Below are 17228 nucleotides of genomic sequence, written 5' to 3' on the forward strand. Positions count from 1 at the left end.
CTTTATTAAGAGCGATAGTCTGCATTGATCGAAACATATTCATGCGATAAATCACAAGTCCACATCGTTTGCGAAGCCGTGCCACGACCTAAATCAATCTTGATCGTAATCTCTGAAGCCTGCATGACCCTTTGGCCATCAGCCTCTTGATAACTAGGATTGCGCCCACCATCCTTGGCAACCCAAACGTCTCCCAACCACATTTGAACTTTGCCAACATCCAGGTCTAAGATACCCGCATACCCAATGGCTGCCAGGATTCGCCCAAGATTAGGGTCACTCGCAAAAAAGGCTGTCTTTACCAAAGGTGAATGGGCAATAGCCTTCGCTACTAAACGGCATTCTTCAACCGTCTTGCCACCAACGACCTCTATAGTCATAAATTTTGTTGCGCCTTCGCCGTCACGCACAATCATTTGCGCTAACTTTCTAGCGATCGCAATCAGGGCATCACGCAGAATGGCATAGTTGGCATCAGCTGTGGAACTAATCTGAACGGTAGATTTTCCCGTCGCCATGATGATGAAAGAATCATTTGTTGAGGTATCACCGTCAATAGTGATGGCATTAAATGATTGGTCGGCAACCTCACGGGTCAAGCCGGTCAACAAGCCTGGTGCAAAGCCTGCATCAGTAGCGATGAAGCCCAACATCGTTGCCATATTAGGATGAATCATGCCGGCACCCTTACAGATACCAGTCATCGTCACTAGGCCAGCAGGACTCTGAACTGAAGCGGAGCAAGCCTTCGGCTGAGTATCCGTTGTCATGATGGCTTCAGCCGCATCCAACCAATTGTCTTCGCCTAAGTTTGCAACTGCCGCTGGTAAAGCAGAGATAATTTTCTCAATGGGTAGAGGCTCCAAAATCACACCGGTAGAAAAAGGTAGGATTTGCTCTGGGTTTAATTTGAGGTCATTTGCTAAAGCGGCGCAGGTCTCTAGGGCATGCTTCATGCCCTGCTCACCGGTGCCCGCATTGGCATTGCCTGTATTGACGACCAATGCCCGAATCTCGCCGTTACGACCTTCTTGAGCCAAATGCTCTCGACATACTTGAACGGGGGCTGCACAAAAGCGATTGAGCGTAAATACACCAGCTACTTGCGAACCTGGCGCCAATCTCATGACCAATAGATCCTTGCGATTGGCCTTTTTAATTCCGGCCTGAGCGATACCCATCTCAAAGCCTGCAATAGGCTTGAGGTCTGATTTTTGAGGGAGAGGTAAGTTAACGGTCATAGTTCGACAATTGTAGATGACGTACAAAAACAAAGCGCGCCAGAGTATGGCGCGCTTCTTGACTTACTTTAGAGCTAGCTTTGTAACACCCTATACCTTGATTGGTAACTCACGTATCCGCTTGCCAGTTGCGGCAGCAATAGCGTTTACCAAAGCAGGGGCTACCAAAGGAACCCCGACTTCGCCCAAGCCACCAGGCTTTTCTTCACTTGGAATCAAATGAACCTCAACCACAGGCACCTGATTTTGACGTAGAGATGGGTAGTTATTAAAGTTACTTTGTTGTACTCGACCATTTTCAATCGTAATTTCATTATTAAGGGCTGCACTGAGACCGTAAATTACTCCGCCCGTTAATTGCGCTCTCGCTTGATCAGGGTGAACTGTTATTCCGCAATCTGCAACAAAAGTCACTTTCTTTACTTTAGTTTGAGTTGCAGTGGGATCTAACTCAACAACACAGGCTGAATAGGTGCCATAACATTCCATCTGCGCCACCCCAAAACGCTTACTACCAGGGGTATAACCAGACATTTTCACAGCCATATTGAGCACAGTGTTTGCTCTCAGATGCTTTCTGCCAAGCGATGCCAAGCGGAATGCAACAGGATCTTTGCCGGCCACCAATGCGACTTCATCAACAAAGCTTTCAATAGCAAATGCATTTAATGCATTACTTACCGAGCGCCAATATCCAACACGCACGCCGGTATCAGAAATAACATTGGTAAGATCCAAATTTGGTACGTCATCATAGGTCACGTTTTGAGAGCCCTCGACCATGAAAGGATCAAAGCCATCTTTTACAAACCCAGGGAATGCACGAGCAGTAACGGATTGCGAAACCATCTTCGCTTTAACAACATTTAATTTTCCATCTGCACCCAATACACCCTCTACCTTATGAAGGCTCATAGGACGATAGAAGTCATGCGTAATGTCATCTTCTTTTGTCCACAACATCTTGACAGGCATGCCAGCCGCCTTAGAAATCTCAGCAGCTTGTCGAATGAAATCAAGTTCTAATTTGCGACCAAAACCACCACCTAAGAATGTTGTTTCAATGGTGACATCCTCAGGCTTTACACCTGCTGCTGCAGCAGCAACTGCTTCACCACCCTGCTGAAACTGAATCGGCCCAATAATTCTGCACTTACCATTAGATACATCAGCAGAACAATTGACTGGCTCCATTGTGGAGTGGGCTAAATAGGGCAAGAAATACTGGGCGCTAATGACTTTGCCTTTAGCCAACTCGGCATCAGTATTGCCAGCCGTCTTAATAGTGGCGCCTTTTTTCGTCAATGACTCCTCTAAGCTTTTGCGAATCATGGCGGTATTCAAATTTGCATTAGGGCCTTCATTCCAAACGATTTTGAGAGCATCTCGCCCTTTTCGAGCCGCATAAAAATCTTTAGCTAATACTGCGACACCATCTGAAATCTGAACTACCTTTATCACGCCTGATACCTTCATGGCAGCAGATGCATCAAATGAAGTAGGTGTTCCTCCAATAACTGGGCATTGCGCCAAAGAAGCAATTGCCATACCAGGAATCTTGACATCGATTCCATAGATGGCTTTACCAGCTACTTTCAAGGGCGTATCCAAACGCCGCATACTTTCTTTACCGATCACCATAAATTTTGTAGGCGGCTTTAGGGCTGGCTTTTCAGGTAATGGTAATTTAGCCGCATCGGCAGCTAACTCACCATAAGTTGCGGACTTGCCGCCAACATGAGTAACCTTGCCATTCATTGCCCGACAACTTTCAGGTGATACCTTCCAGCGTGCAGCCGCCGCTTCTACTAACACGGTGCGAGTCGCTGCGCCGGCTGTTCTCAGCTTATCGAAGGCTTCGCGAACAGATGTTGAGCCGCCAGTAATTTGACCCCCCAGCAAGGCATTGATATAAACCGGCGCCACACCTGCCATCTCCACCTTAATCATGGAGAGTGGCAAATTTAATTCTTCCGCCAACAAAGCAGGCATTGATGTGTAGACATCTTGACCCATCTCTGAGCGAGCACAAATCAAAGTAATTTGATTATTGGGCGTAATACGAATCCAAGCATTTGCTAATGCAGGCTGCGCAGAAGCACTAGTAGCTGCCTCACTAGCTAATGGCAGGTACATTCCAAGAACAAATGCACCTGATACTGATGCACCATGCTGAATAAATTGGCGACGACCTAAACTCTTAACGGAATTATTTTTCATATTGTTTACCCCTTAGGCCAATTTATCTGCAGCACGTTTAACCGCTTTTTCAATCCGAGAATAAGTTCCACAACGACAGATGTTTCCACTCATTGCGTTTTTTATCTCTTCAGAATTTGGCTTTGATTTTTTGGCTAGCAAATCAGCTGCTGACATCATTTGCCCTGTCTGACAATATCCACACTGTGGCACATCAAACTCAATCCAAGCCTCTTGAAGAGCGCTACCCATTTTTGCTGGTAGGCCTTCCAGGGTTGTAACTGATTTGCTAGCTGCGGCTGAAACCGGGGTTGAGCAGGAGCGAATGGCAGTGCCCTCAAGGTGAACAGTACAAGCTCCGCACAGAGCTGCACCACAACCATATTTAGGGCTCGTTACATCCATATGATCTCTAAGAACCCATAAAATAGGGGTTTCAGGGTCCCCTTCAAAACGAACGGCTTTGCCATTGAGATTAAAAGAAATAGCCATATCACCCCCCTTAGATTTTTTCTATTGCGAATATAAATTCAACCTTGCAGCACTCTCAAATCATGACAGATTTACTCATGTCTTGCCCATATCATTTACTAGGGATTTCACCAAGAAAAAAGCCCAGCATTCACTGGGCTCTCGGAGACGGAGGCTAACTATTTACGCTAGAGCGCCGTGGCAACTCTTATATTTCTTGCCACTGCCACAAGGACAAGGATCGTTGCGACCCACCTTAGGTCCTGTACGCAAAGGTGCTGGGGTTAATTCAACATCAGCCAGATCTGGCGCATTGGAGATCGCAGCATCCGCTTCCGCGTGCTGATATTGCACGTCAGATAGCTTAGCTAAATCCTCATTCATGGATTCAGAGGCCTGATCTAACTCGCTAGCACTTCGAATTTGCACGGTCATAATGCTTTTCACAACATCATTCTTGATTACATCTAAGAGCTCGCTATACAACTCAAAGGCTTCACGGCGATATTCTTGTTTAGGATCTTTCTGAGCGTAGCCACGCAAATGAATACCTTGGCGCAAATGATCCAATGCAGCCAAGTGCTCACGCCAATGAGTATCTAAGCTATACAAAAGCACTGAGCGCTCAAAACCAGCAAAGGACTCTCTACCACTTAAATCCACTTTGGCATCGTATGCCGCTTTAGCAGCTTGCTGAACACGCTCTAGGATTTCAGCATCTTCCACCGTCTCAGCACTTTCAACCCACTTCTGTAAATCTACCGTGAGACCCCATTCACTTGCAAGGGCATTCTCAAGACCCGCTAAATCCCACTGCTCCTCCATGGAGTCTTGTGGCACATATACAGAGCACACTGTACGAAGTACGTCTTCACGCAGATTAGCAATTAACTCACCAACATCACTGCTCTCTAAGACTTCATTTCTGAGGCGATAAGTTTCTTTACGCTGATCATTCGCAACATTGTCGTACTCCAACAATTGCTTACGAATATCAAAGTTGCGGCCTTCCACTTTACGTTGCGCAGATTCAATCGAGCGAGTCACCATACCTGCTTCAATTGGCTCGCCATCTGGCATCTTCAAGCGTTCCATGACTGCGCGCAGGCGATCGCCAGCGAAAATACGCAGAAGAGGATCATCTAAAGAAAGATAAAAACGTGAGGAACCTGGATCACCCTGACGACCTGAGCGACCCCTTAGCTGGTTATCAATGCGTCGACTTTCATGACGCTCAGTACCAATGATATGTAAACCACCAGCAGCTAAGACTTGGTCGTGAATGCTTTGCCACTCATCTTGAAGGCTCTTAATCTTTGCGGCCTTCTCTGCATCTGCAAACGCTGAATCTGCTTCAATCAATGAGGATTGCTTACCAACATTACCGCCCAATACAATATCGGTTCCACGACCAGCCATATTGGTGGCAATCGTGATCATCTTAGGGCGGCCAGCTTGCGCAATAATTTCCGCTTCACGCTCATGCTGTTTTGCATTCAAAACTTGATGAGGCATTTTGCGTTGATCAAGCATCTTCGCAATTAACTCAGAATTTTCAATCGAAGTAGTTCCTACTAGTACGGGTTGGCCGCGCTCATAGCAATCTTCAATATCTTTAATCACGGCATCATAACGCTCGCGCGATGACTTATAAATCTGATCTTGACGATCTTTACGCTGACTAATTCTGTTTGGTGGAATCACAACCGTTTCGAGGTTGTAAATTTCTTTAAATTCGTAAGCTTCAGTATCAGCAGTACCAGTCATACCAGCTAACTTGCCGTACATGCGGAAATAGTTCTGGAATGTAATCGTCGCTAAGGTTTGATTCTCATTCTGAATCGGAACGCCTTCTTTGGCCTCAACAGCTTGATGCAATCCATCGGACCAGCGACGACCCTGCATTAAGCGGCCAGTAAATTCATCAACGATGATGACTTCGTTGTTTTGCACTACATAATGTTGATCGCGGTGGAACAAGGAATGCGCACGCAAGGCTGCGTATACATGGTGCATCAAAGTAATGTTTTGCGGAGCATACAAGGAGTTGCCATCATTGAGAGCACCTAATTGCACTAATACAGCCTCAGCCTTATCGTGACCTTGCTCAGTTAAATATACCTGCTGAGACTTTTCATCTACCCAATAATCACCTGGCTTTTCAACACCAGTTCCATCCGCTTTTTCTTCGCCAATTTGCAAATCTAAATAAGAGGGAAGTGCATTAATCTTGAGGTAGAGATCGGTATGGTCATCTGCTTGGCCGGAAATGATTAATGGCGTACGCGCTTCATCAATCAAAATCGAATCGACCTCATCGACGATGGCATACGCTAAACCACGCTGTACGCGTTGACCTAAATCTTGCACCATGTTGTCGCGCAAGTAATCAAATCCAAATTCGTTATTAGTACCGTAGGTAATATCTGCTGCGTAAGCTGCTTGCTTAGTAGTGTGATCCATCTGCGAAAGATTGATCCCTACCTGCATTCCTAGAAAGTTATATAACTTGGACATCCACTCAGCATCGCGCTGAGCAAGGTAATCATTTACTGTAACTACATGCACACCCTTACCAGTCAGTGCATTTAAATATACTGGAAGCGTAGCAGTTAAAGTTTTTCCTTCACCTGTGCCCATTTCAGCAATCTTGCCTTGATGCAATGCTAGACCACCGATGATCTGGGCATCAAAATGGCGCATCTTCATAACGCGCACACTGGCTTCGCGAACTACAGCAAATGCCTCCGGGGCGATGTCGTCCAGCGACTCGCCCGCAGCTAAGCGCGCTTTAAATTGCTCAGTTTTTGCGGCCAATGCAGCATCATCCAAAGCTTGAAGGCTGGACTCAAAAGCGCCAACCTTGGCAACGACTTTGCGATACTGCTTTAAGAGGCGGTCGTTACGACTGCCGACCAGGGTTTTAAGAAGACCGATTACCATGGGATATTGAAGAAAATGAAGTCCTTGAGTTTATCACCCGCAACCCCTTTTTTATGAACTTTGCTCCTAAACCGAAACGTCAGCAAACAGCCCATGAATGGGTTGATTACCTTCGGGATTCTGAGGGCTTGGGGGGCATTTTGGCTAAGACCGAGGATCTAGCCAAGCTGAAGTCCATCCTCGCGCGAGCCTTAACCACGCTCGAATTGGGTCACTTGAGTCAAAAAATCGAATCTGGATGGCGTCAAGGCACCCAAAATGAGTTGTTTTTACTCGTCGGCAACGCCAGCATTGCAAGCCGTCTGCAACAAGTTTTACCTAGTTTAATCAATGAGTTAGCGAAGAATGGCTTAGTTTGTAGCGCCATCAAGGTGCAGGTGAAGCCTGCGCCAGCAAGCCGGGAAATAAAACCCCGTACCGATGCTGGAGCGCTACGAAAACCCACTGGTTTAAATGAAATAGCCAGATCATCTTGGCAAGGATTACTTGAAAAATTGGCGCCTGACTCAAGTTTGCGTAAGGCAGTTGAGAAGTTGCTACAAAATAAACCTAAGTAAACCTAAGTAATCGGGAAGAATCTATCAGAAAAAGAGAGGCTGACTCTCTTGTGAATAAGCTTCAGGTGCCTTATTGGCTGAGAAAGTACTAATTTCATAGGCACTTGGATCTTCTAATAACTTGCGTAGCAAGGCGTTATTTAGGGCGTGTCCTGATTTCTCAGCTACATAAGCACCAACAATCGGATGGCCAACTAAATACAAATCGCCAATGGCATCCAAAATTTTATGGCGCACAAACTCATCTTCATAACGAAGTTCTTCGTTATTCAAAATACGATGCTCATCCAAAACAATTGCGTTATCTAAGCTGCCGCCACGAGCTAAACCCATCTCTCGTAATGCTTCAACTTCGTGAGCAAAACCAAAAGTGCGAGCACGGCCAATTTCACTGCGGTAAGCATGCTCTGCAAAATCCACTACGAAACGTTGGCCTGTTTTATCTACAGCTGGATGTTTAAAGTCGATGGTGAAATCCAACTTATATCCAAAGAATGGTTCTAAGCGTGCAAGCTTATCGCCTTCACGAACCTCGATTGGTTTTTTAATCACTACAAACTGACGTGGAGCTTCTTGCTCAACAATGCCAGCAGACTCAATTAAGAATAAAAAAGATGCAGCACTACCATCCATGATGGGAACTTCTTCCCCATCTAATTCAAATAAGAGATTGTCTAGGCCCAGGCCAGCACAAGCAGAAAGCAAGTGCTCAACCGTAGAGACTCTAACGCCATCTTTTTGAATCACAGAGGCGAGGCGGGTATCGCACACAGCCAGAGCAGTGGCAGGAACTACCGAATGCTCTGGTGTATCAACACGCACGAATTGAACCCCTGAATTGACGTGTGCAGGTTTGATCGAAATCGTTACCTTACGCCCAGAGTGCAAGCCAATCCCTACGGTTTTCACCGGAGTAGCGATAGTGCGTTGCTTCATCATGATGATGTTTCTCTATTCAGGGGATGTGAATTACAGCTTTTTCAAAATAGATGCAGCATCGCTTACTTCAAATTTTCCTGGAGCTTCGCGATCTAATATTTTCACTACGCCATCTTCAACAATCATGGCATAACGATCTGAACGCACACCTAAACCGCGGGCAGTTAAATCCAACTCTAAGCCTACTTTTTTAGTGAACTCTGCACTGCCGTCGCCCATCATGCGAATTTTTTTGCCGACCTTTTGGTCACGACCCCATGCACCCATGACAAATGGATCGTTTACAGAAATACACCAAATCTCGTCAACACCTTTTGCTTTGATTGCATCGTAGTGCTCCACATATCCAGGAACGTGTTTTGCAGAACAAGTAGGCGTAAAAGCACCAGGCAAAGCAAAAATGACAATTTTTTTACCCGCTAACAGCTTCTCAACTTCAAATGCATTTGGCCCTAGGGAGCAGCCTTCGCTCTCTTCATTCATGAATTCATAAAGAGTAGCGTTAGGTAATTTTTGTCCAACAGCAATCATGACATCTCCAATAATTAGTTGTTCGTTAGTATGCCAACGCAAGCGCGGGATTCGTCGTCCGGAGGGGCGCCCGCGCTGGCATTTCGCAACTACCTATTGTATTGAGCAGTCAATTAATCTGCTTGCTTACGCAAAAAGGCTGGTATTTCATAGTAATCAGCCCCCTTGTCCAACATGGATTTAGCCTGAGGAGAGCTATCCGCACCTAATGTAGGCGCAGGAGTCGCTTCACGAGAGCTACGAAAAACCCGTGGCAAATCATATTGGCTGTAATCAACACTACCAGCACCAGCTGATTGCGCAGGCACGGAAGATAAACCTCCAGCCATGGCAGCACTAGCACCTAAAGCAGAGTCCATACCCACCTTACTCATTGCAGCCGATGGGCTGGCAGGAGCAAAGCTATTGAGATCGGCCATCGTTGGCATTGCGTCATGTGTACCTGTAGCCTGTCTCCACACTACTTCTGGTTGATGTGCTTGACGGGCTTGTGGATTATTCAATCCAGTAGCAACTACTGTTACACGCAAAGCATCACCCAAGCTATCGTCATATACAGTACCGAAGATCACCGTTGCATCATCAGCTGCATAACCACGAATCGCAGCCATCACTTCACGAGTCTCAGACAATTTCAATGAACGGCTTGCAGTGATATTGACTAATACACCGCGTGCGCCTGACAAATCAACACCTTCAAGCAATGGTGAAGCTACAGCAGCTTCTGCTGCTAAGCGTGCACGATCCATGCCCGAAACAGTTGCTGTTCCCATCATGGCTTTACCTTGCTCGCCCATTACTGTTTTTACGTCCTCAAAGTCAACGTTAATCAGACCTTGAACATTGATGATTTCTGCAATACCAGAAACCGCGTTATGCAACACATCATCGGCGCAAGCAAAGGCTTTATCAAACTCAGCATCCTCACCCATCACTTCAAATAGTTTTTCATTCAACACAACGATCAATGAATCTACATATGACTCGAGCTCAGAAGCACCGTTCTCAGCAACTTTCAAGCGCTTAACGCCCTCGAAATCAAATGGCTTGCTAATAACGCCGACTGTCAGAATACCCATCTCCTTAGCCACTTGTGCCACGATAGGAGCCGCACCAGTTCCAGTACCGCCGCCCATTCCAGCGGTGATGAACACCATATGAGCACCTTGCAATGCATCAGCAATACGCTCACGCGCTTCAATCGCTGAAGAAGCACCGATTTCAGGTTTTGCACCAGCTCCCAATCCGCTAGAGCCCAGTTGCAAATTCACAGATGCTTCAGAACGCTGCAAAGCGCCTGCATCGGTGTTCATGCAAATGAACTCTACGCCGTTTACTCCGCGACGGATCATGTGCTGAACGGCATTACCGCCAGCGCCACCGACTCCAACCACTTTAATAATGGTTTTGCCAGCAGTATCTTGATCTAACATTTCAAATTCCATATACCCTCCTAGGTAATTAAATTACTACATTGACGACGACGAAAAAACTTAAAAATTCCCTGCAAACCATTCCTTCATGCGCGAGATAACCCCTTGTAACGCGCCTGACTGAGAAACACGACGACCGCGCAATAACTGCGCTTGACCTTCCATCAGCAAACCAATGCTGGTGGCATATCTGGGGCTACGTAATACTTCATGCAAATGACCGCGGTACTCTGGAGTACCAATACGAGCAGGGCGTAAGAACACTTGCTCAGCAAGCTCTACCATGCCGGGTATCAATGAAGTGCCTCCCGTTAGAACAATTCCCGAGGAGACCATGTCCTCATAGCCAGAGTCACGAACCACGCCTCTAACTAAAGTAAATAATTCTTCAACGCGGGGCTCAATCACCGCAGCCAAAGCCTGCTTAGACATTGGACGAGGCTCACGATCACCCACGCCAGGCACATCAATCATGGTTGTCGGATCAGCTAATTCTTGACGGGCTATTCCATGAGCAATCTTGAGATCCTCTGCATCAATGGTTGGAGTACGAAGCGCCATCGCGATGTCATTGGTGATTTGATCACCTGCAATTGGAATAACTGCCGTATGACGAATAGATCCTTGGCAGTAAATCGCGATGTCGGTTGTACCGCCACCAATATCGACCAAAACAACGCCCAACTCTTTCTCATCATCCGTTAATACCGCTAAGCTCGAAGCTAGAGGTTGCAAGATGAGATCGTTTACTTCTAAGCCACAACGGCGTACACACTTCACAATATTTTGTGCGGCACTCACAGCGCCAGTAACGATATGCACCTTCACTTCTAAGCGTAGGCCACTCATACCAATTGGCTCACGCACATCTTCTTGACCATCGATGATGAATTCTTGAACCAGAATATGCAGAATCTGCTGGTCTGTTGGAATATTAATTGCTTTAGCAGTTTCAAGTACGCGCTCTACATCACCTTGACCAACTTCCTTGTCACGAATCGCCACCATACCGCTAGAGTTAAAACTCACAATGTGATTACCAGCGATACCAGTAAAGACCTGAACGATTTGGCGATCTGCCATTACCTCAGCCTCTTCAAGCGCCTTCTGAATAGATTGCACAGTCGCCTCAATATTGACAACGACGCCCTTCTTCAAACCTTTAGATGCGGTTTGGCCAACGCCTACGACATTAAATTGACCATCTGGCGCCAATTCAGCCACCAAGGCAACCACCTTGGAGGTTCCAATATCTAAACCCACCAATAGATCGCGATTGTCTTTACTCATTCCAATTCCTCATTGCTTCTGCTCACTTTTTTTACCATCTACGTCATTCTTTTTTACACTGGCAGATGCCAAGTGCACAGCAAATCCATTGGCATATCGCAAGTCCACTGCATCAACGCGATTCGCCCATTTTTCTTGAACCTGTGGCCAATACTTAAACAGGCGTGCAACCCGTTCTTCAGTTAAGTTTTTGTCAGAACTTTCTTCATCTCGCCCAAACTCCACTTTCATGCCATTGGATAATTTCACATGCCAGGCATAGCGTTCCGTCAGCGCAAGACTTCTCACTTCCACATCCCATGGCTTAAACCAGGTTGTGGCTTTGTCATAAAGACTCATCACTTCTTTGCCGGCATCGCTTGGGCCATAAAAATCAATGAGGCGAACATCATCACCAATTTCGGAAGAGCGCCCAGAAAATAATTCGCCATGCGTATTCATCAAGGTATGGCTATCAGCACCACCCCAAGTGCCAAAAGGCTTTTGCTCTTCAATACTCACCACTAATCCGTTTGGCCATACGCGACGAACATTGGCATGACGTACCCAAGGCATGTTTTCAAAGCCACGCTTAACGTCCTCTAATCGCACACTAAAGAAATTGCCCTGCACAGTTTCAAGAAACTGTTGCTTCACAATGGGTTTATTGATGTGTTTGAGGGTTTGACCGGCCACGGGTTCAATTTGGATTTGTTTTAACTCGAAGACGGGGCGCTGACTGAGCCAGACTAAAACCCCAATCACTAGCATGACTGCGAAACAACGCATCAAGAAACGGCTCAGCTTTTGCATCCGCTCTGGGTGATTCCAGAGTGGAGACATCAGCATGGCGAAAATTTCGCCGAACCGGTCCATGAAATTATTCATCCCTTAAATCCCACCTTTTGCTCTAAGGTTTGGCTCAATAACCAGAGGGTTAAATCTGCGTAGCCAACACCTGCTGCTTTTGCCGCCATAGGCACCAGGGAATGTGAAGTCATTCCTGGAGAGGTATTCATTTCCAAGAGATAGGGCTTGCCAGTCTTTTCATCCAACATCACATCAGCACGACCCCAGGTACGGCATCCCAAAGCCTTGTAAGCCGCGAGAGCTAAAGCCTGGATCTGGGCATTAACTTCTGGTTTGAAGCCCGTAGGGCAAAGATATTTAGTTTCGTCTGAGTAATACTTATTATGAAAATCGTAATTGGCTTGTGGCGGAATAATCTTGATGACCGGTAAAGCCTCTGCCGTATTTCCTTGACCTACTAATGGGCAGGTTAATTCATCTCCAATAATGCAAGTCTCGGCAATGACTTTTTTATCTAGCCCAGCCGCTAATTGGTAGGCATCTGGTAACTCATCGACTGATTTCACTTTAGTAAGACCAAGCGATGAACCCTCATGCGCAGGCTTCACAATCAACGGTAGTCCTAATTTTTTGACTACTGCATTCCAATCACTTGTAGCAGTGAGCTCTTCAAACTCTGGCGTAGACAAGCCATTGCTCAGCCAAATTTGTTTGGTGGCAATTTTGTCAATCGCTAAAGCTGAAGCCAATACTGCACTGCCGGTATAAGGCACATTCAGGAGCTCTAATAGACCTTGGATAGTTCCATCCTCACCATAACGACCATGCAAGGAAATAAATATCCGATCAAACTTTTCACCGGCCAATTCAGTTGGGCAACGCAAGCCCGTGTCAAAAGGATGGGCATCAACACCCTTAGATAGGAGTGCCTCTAATACTCCATTACCGGACATGAGGGAGATTTCACGTTCGCCTGAGCGACCCCCTAAAAGGACTCCCACTCGACCCAAAGACTTGACGTCTAAACTAGATAGTTGTGCCTGAACACGCTGCCCCCAATCCATCAACTGTTTAGACATTTTTTGCCTCCACCAAAGTGTTTGGCAAAGCCGAAATAGATCCTGCACCCATCGTAATCAATACATCTCCATCTTTTAAAACTTGACTTAACTTTTCTGGCATCTCAGCAACGTTTGCTGCAAACATCACGGCATTTGAATCCAGCGATGATGTCGATTGCTTATCTTCAACAAGCGCTGCCTTCATCAAACTCTTACCATCGGCACCTGGAATTTTGGCTTCGCCAGCGGGATAGACTTCTGTAAGCACAAGAGCATCGAAGTTCTTTAGGACTTGCACAAACTCACCAAAACAATCGCGTGTTCTCGTAAAGCGATGAGGTTGGAACGCTAGCACCAAACGGCGCTCTGGATAAGCACCTCGTGCTGCAGCTAAAGTTGCGGCCATCTCAACAGGATGATGGCCATAGTCGTCAATTAAGGTAAAGCTTCCACCTGAACGCAAGGCAATATCACCATGTCGCTGAAAGCGCCGACCTACGCCACCAAATTGAGATAAGGCCTTTTGAATTGCTTCGTCACCAACACCCAACTCAGTTGCAATACCAATAGCCGCTAAAGCATTTCGAACATTGTGCAAACCAGGTAAGTTGAGGGTGATATTGAGTGGACCTGGTTTATTACCATGACGACGCACCGTACGACGATCTACTGTGAAATGCATTTGTGTTCCATCCGCACGAACATTACTTGCACGGATGTCCGCATCATCCGATATACCGTAGCGTAGAACCGGCTGAGAAACAAATGGAATGATGTCCCGCACATTGGCATCATCAATACAGAGCACAGCAACACCATAAAAAGGCATGCGCTGAATAAATTGCACAAATGCCTGTTTTAATCTAGCCATGTCATGCTGATAGGTATCCATATGATCAGCATCAATATTGGTTACCACTTCCATTGCCGGGAATAACTGCAAGAAAGAAGCATCAGACTCATCAGCCTCGACCACAATAAAGTCACCCTGCCCCAAGCGCGCATTAGCGCCGGCAGAATTTAACTTCCCACCAATCACAAAGGTTGGATCTAATCCCCCTTCTGCCAATACTGAAGCTACTAGACTGGTGGTAGTGGTCTTACCATGTGTCCCAGCAATCGCAATACCCTGCTTCAGACGCATTAACTCACCAAGCATCACAGCTCGCTGTATTACAGGAATCTTCGCAGCACGTGCAGCCAAGACTTCGGGATTATTACCAGCAACTGCAGTTGAAATCACTACCGCCTCTGCTGTTCCGACATTTTTAGGATCATGTCCTATATAAATGACAGCGCCCAATTCACGAAGACGATTAGTGGTGGCGCTCTCCGCCAAATCCGAACCCGATACTTGGTAACCTAAGTTCAACAAGACCTCGGCAATGCCACTCATACCAGCGCCGCCAATACCTACAAAATGAATTTGTTGAACGATATGTTTCATATGCCTACTCCTGCGCAATTAGCGCATACCTCAGCTACACGCTGAGTGGCATGTGGCTTAGATAAAGCATGAGCACGCAATGCCATCTCTTTTAAATCGGCACGATTGAGGTTTTGAATCATTAATGCTAAATCTTGTGGATTGAGATATTGCTGCGGCAATAAAATGGCAGCATCTGCATCAGATAAAAATTTGGCATTCGCAGTTTGATGATCATCAATCGCATGCGGAAAAGGAATTAAACAGGAGGCAACTCCGCAAGCAGCTAACTCGGATACCGTCATCGCACCAGAACGGCAGATTACTAAATCTGCCTGTGCATACGCTGACGGCATATCGTCAATGAACGGACGAATATCAGCTACAACTCCTAACTTTGCATAGCGATTTTGCAAATCGGCTAAATGCTTATCACCCGCCTGATGAATAACGGTAGGTCTCTGCTCCTGAGGAATCAAAGCTAGTGCAGCGGGAATACTCTCATTTAAGGCTGTAGCGCCTAAGCTACCGCCCACCACCAGAATCGATAAGGGTCCTTGACGCTGCTCATAACGTAAAGCAGGCGCTTGCACATGATCAAATTCTTGACGAATTGGATTACCTACCCACTCGGCAGGTTTCATCGTATTTGGAAAGCCTGTTAAGACACGCATTGCAATTTTGGCGAGCGCACGATTAGCGCTGCCTGCAACTGCATTTGATTCATGCAAAACCAATGGACGTTTTAGTAACTTACTTACCAAGCCTCCTGGGAAGGTAATGTATCCGCCCATACCCAATACAACACTTGGCTTTAGTCGACGCATAATCTTCCAGCTCTGGAAACAGGCGCGCATTAAATTGATTGGCAACATTAACTTGGCCTTGAGTCCCTTGCCACGCAATCCGCCAAAATCAACTGCCTCAAATGGAAAATCGCAAGACTTCACAAGACGGTACTCCATGCCATTTTGGTTTCCCAACCATGACACACTCCAACCGCAGATCCGCAAATATTCAGCGACAGCAAGGCCCGGGAAGATGTGCCCCCCAGTACCTCCAGCCATCACTAAAATAGAGGGTCTTGTCACAGCTTCCCTCCGCGCATCAAAATGCGATTCTCGTAATCAATTCTGAGTAGCATTGCAATCGCTACTGCGTTCATCAATATGCCTGAACCACCGTAGCTCACTAATGGTAATGTCAGACCTTTAGTAGGCAACAAGCCTAAATTCACACCCATATTGATAAAGGCTTGCCAGCCAATCCAAATAGCCACCCCTTTTGCAGCGAGTCCTGCAAAGCTTCGGTCCAATTGCAAAGCCGTACGACCGATCATGAATGCACGACGCACGATCCAATAAAAGAGGAAGATCATGACGACGACGCCAACGAAGCCAAGCTCTTCACCGATCACCGCCATAATGAAATCAGTATGTGCTTCAGGCAAATAATGGAGCTTCTCAACACTTCCGCCTAAGCCTGTACCAAACCATTCTCCACGACCAAATGCCATGAGAGAGTGCGTTAACTGATATCCCTTATTTGCGGCGTTATCTACCTGCCATGGATCCATAAACGCCAACATACGGCCGCGACGGAAGGGAGATAAAGCAATCATCGTAGCGCCGCTCATTAAGCCAACCGCAATGAGACCGCCGAATAATTTGGCATTAATGCCGCCTAAAAATAGAATTCCAAATGCTATCAATGCCACCACCACAAAGGCACCCATATCTGGTTCTGCCATCAGCAAACCACCAACCAAGGCAACTGCAATACCCATAGGCAACATGCCCTTCACAAAAGAGTGAAGATATTCTTGGCGTTGCACGGTATAGCTTGCAGCAAAGATCACCGCTGCAAATTTCATGAGCTCGGAAGGCTGGAAGTTCATCAGACCCAAGGGGATCCAGCGTTTAGCGCCATTCACACCCTTACCCACTCCAGGAATCAAGACGGCAATAAGAAGCAGCACAGTGCAACCAAAAATCACTGGCGAGTAACGATCCCATACTTTTGTAGGAATTTTAAATGCCCAAATCCCCACACCCACAGCAATCGCCAGAGAAATCAAGTGACGAATGAGAAAGAAGTTACTACTGTAGTTTGCATACTTTGGTCCATCAGCCAAGGTAATGGAGGCTGAATAAACCATCACTAAACCAATCAGAGCCAATGATAAGACTGCCCATACTAATAATTGGTCATAGTCCATCATGCGCGAACGGGTTTGCTCAACGCCAGAGACGGCATCTCTTAAGCCACTGCGGAAATTATGAATTCCGCCACGAGAAAAATTCCAGAAACGGTTTAAACCCATCCGGTTTTCAGGAAAGATTTTTTCT

The 17228-nt window shown here is 46.4% G+C and carries 14 protein-coding genes; 1 reads left to right on the top strand and 13 read right to left on the bottom strand.

Going from position 1 to position 17228, the window contains the following annotated elements; genetic code table 11:
* Nucleotides 1–5: 5 nt before the first annotated feature.
* The 4 genes from argJ to secA form a co-directional block, all read right to left on the bottom strand.
* Nucleotides 6–1241, bottom strand: coding sequence for a bifunctional glutamate N-acetyltransferase/amino-acid acetyltransferase ArgJ (argJ, locus tag ICN47_RS06340; RefSeq protein ID WP_216219048.1), 1236 nt, complete (start codon nucleotides 1239–1241; stop codon nucleotides 6–8).
* A 90-nt stretch (nucleotides 1242–1331) separates the two neighbouring features.
* Nucleotides 1332–3461 (bottom strand): molybdopterin cofactor-binding domain-containing protein, encoded by a 2130-nt coding sequence (locus ICN47_RS06345; protein ID WP_216219049.1) that lies wholly within the window; start codon nucleotides 3459–3461, stop codon nucleotides 1332–1334.
* Nucleotides 3462–3473: 12 nt separating this feature from the next.
* Nucleotides 3474–3932 (bottom strand): (2Fe-2S)-binding protein, encoded by a 459-nt coding sequence (locus ICN47_RS06350; protein WP_216219050.1) that lies wholly within the window; start codon nucleotides 3930–3932, stop codon nucleotides 3474–3476.
* A gap of 162 nt (nucleotides 3933–4094) precedes the next feature.
* A complete protein-coding gene (gene secA / locus ICN47_RS06355) occupies nucleotides 4095–6854 on the bottom strand; it encodes a preprotein translocase subunit SecA (RefSeq protein ID WP_216219051.1) in 2760 nt (919 codons plus the stop codon).
* A 53-nt stretch (nucleotides 6855–6907) separates the two neighbouring features.
* Here secA and ICN47_RS06360 point away from each other — a divergent pair, with 53 nt between their 5' ends.
* A complete protein-coding gene (locus ICN47_RS06360) occupies nucleotides 6908–7411 on the top strand; it encodes a hypothetical protein (protein ID WP_216219052.1) in 504 nt (167 codons plus the stop codon).
* A 24-nt stretch (nucleotides 7412–7435) separates the two neighbouring features.
* Here ICN47_RS06360 and lpxC read toward each other — a convergent pair whose 3' ends face one another.
* From lpxC to ftsW, 9 genes are all read right to left on the bottom strand, one after another.
* Nucleotides 7436–8350: a UDP-3-O-acyl-N-acetylglucosamine deacetylase gene (gene lpxC / locus ICN47_RS06365; protein WP_216219053.1), complete on the bottom strand. Its 915-nt coding sequence runs from the start codon at nucleotides 8348–8350 to the stop codon at nucleotides 7436–7438.
* Between the two features lie 30 nt (nucleotides 8351–8380).
* Entirely contained in the window at nucleotides 8381–8881 is a 501-nt protein-coding gene (locus tag ICN47_RS06370) for a peroxiredoxin (protein WP_216219054.1), read from the bottom strand.
* 113 nt (nucleotides 8882–8994) lie between these two features.
* Entirely contained in the window at nucleotides 8995–10326 is a 1332-nt protein-coding gene (gene ftsZ / locus ICN47_RS06375) for a cell division protein FtsZ (RefSeq protein WP_216219055.1), read from the bottom strand.
* Between the two features lie 48 nt (nucleotides 10327–10374).
* Nucleotides 10375–11604 carry a cell division protein FtsA gene (gene ftsA / locus ICN47_RS06380; protein ID WP_216219056.1) on the bottom strand — a complete coding sequence of 410 codons (1230 nt, stop codon included), beginning with the start codon at nucleotides 11602–11604 and terminating at the stop codon, nucleotides 10375–10377.
* Between the two features lie 9 nt (nucleotides 11605–11613).
* A complete protein-coding gene (locus ICN47_RS06385; RefSeq protein ID WP_216219057.1) occupies nucleotides 11614–12471 on the bottom strand; it encodes a cell division protein FtsQ/DivIB in 858 nt (285 codons plus the stop codon).
* Complete coding sequence (locus ICN47_RS06390; protein ID WP_216219058.1) at nucleotides 12468–13472, bottom strand: D-alanine--D-alanine ligase; 1005 nt, start codon at nucleotides 13470–13472, stop codon at nucleotides 12468–12470. The genes ICN47_RS06385 and ICN47_RS06390 overlap by 4 nt, the downstream gene beginning before the upstream one ends.
* Nucleotides 13465–14901 (bottom strand): UDP-N-acetylmuramate--L-alanine ligase, encoded by a 1437-nt coding sequence (murC, locus tag ICN47_RS06395; protein WP_216219059.1) that lies wholly within the window; start codon nucleotides 14899–14901, stop codon nucleotides 13465–13467. Before murC ends, ICN47_RS06390 begins: the two co-directional genes overlap by 8 nt.
* Nucleotides 14898–15971: an undecaprenyldiphospho-muramoylpentapeptide beta-N-acetylglucosaminyltransferase gene (gene murG / locus ICN47_RS06400; protein ID WP_216219060.1), complete on the bottom strand. Its 1074-nt coding sequence runs from the start codon at nucleotides 15969–15971 to the stop codon at nucleotides 14898–14900. The genes murC and murG overlap by 4 nt, the downstream gene beginning before the upstream one ends.
* On the bottom strand, nucleotides 15968–17203 hold the full coding sequence (gene ftsW / locus ICN47_RS06405; RefSeq protein WP_255538952.1) for a putative lipid II flippase FtsW: 1236 nt from the start codon (nucleotides 17201–17203) through the stop codon (nucleotides 15968–15970). Before ftsW ends, murG begins: the two co-directional genes overlap by 4 nt.
* Between the last annotated feature and the right edge of the window lie 25 nt (nucleotides 17204–17228).

The organism is Polynucleobacter sp. AP-Latsch-80-C2, assembly GCF_018882185.1.
In the GTDB taxonomy this organism is placed as follows: Bacteria; Pseudomonadota; Gammaproteobacteria; order Burkholderiales; family Burkholderiaceae; genus Polynucleobacter.

Bases quoted from the DNA above. Each gene is read 5' to 3' on its own strand.
- argJ (WP_216219048.1), bottom strand. From the start codon at position 1,241: ATGACCGTTAACTTACCTCTCCCTCAAAAATCAGACCTCAAGCCTATT.
- ICN47_RS06345 (WP_216219049.1), bottom strand. From the start codon at position 3,461: ATGAAAAATAATTCCGTTAAGAGTTTAGGTCGTCGCCAATTTATTCAG.
- ICN47_RS06350 (WP_216219050.1), bottom strand. From the start codon at position 3,932: ATGGCTATTTCTTTTAATCTCAATGGCAAAGCCGTTCGTTTTGAAGGG.
- secA (WP_216219051.1), bottom strand. From the start codon at position 6,854: ATGGTAATCGGTCTTCTTAAAACCCTGGTCGGCAGTCGTAACGACCGC.
- ICN47_RS06360 (WP_216219052.1), top strand. From the start codon at position 6,908: ATGAACTTTGCTCCTAAACCGAAACGTCAGCAAACAGCCCATGAATGG.
- lpxC (WP_216219053.1), bottom strand. From the start codon at position 8,350: ATGATGAAGCAACGCACTATCGCTACTCCGGTGAAAACCGTAGGGATT.
- ICN47_RS06370 (WP_216219054.1), bottom strand. From the start codon at position 8,881: ATGATTGCTGTTGGACAAAAATTACCTAACGCTACTCTTTATGAATTC.
- ftsZ (WP_216219055.1), bottom strand. From the start codon at position 10,326: ATGGAATTTGAAATGTTAGATCAAGATACTGCTGGCAAAACCATTATT.
- ftsA (WP_216219056.1), bottom strand. From the start codon at position 11,604: ATGAGTAAAGACAATCGCGATCTATTGGTGGGTTTAGATATTGGAACC.
- ICN47_RS06385 (WP_216219057.1), bottom strand. From the start codon at position 12,471: ATGAATAATTTCATGGACCGGTTCGGCGAAATTTTCGCCATGCTGATG.
- ICN47_RS06390 (WP_216219058.1), bottom strand. From the start codon at position 13,472: ATGTCTAAACAGTTGATGGATTGGGGGCAGCGTGTTCAGGCACAACTA.
- murC (WP_216219059.1), bottom strand. From the start codon at position 14,901: ATGAAACATATCGTTCAACAAATTCATTTTGTAGGTATTGGCGGCGCT.
- ftsW (WP_255538952.1), bottom strand. From the start codon at position 17,203: ATGGGTTTAAACCGTTTCTGGAATTTTTCTCGTGGCGGAATTCATAAT.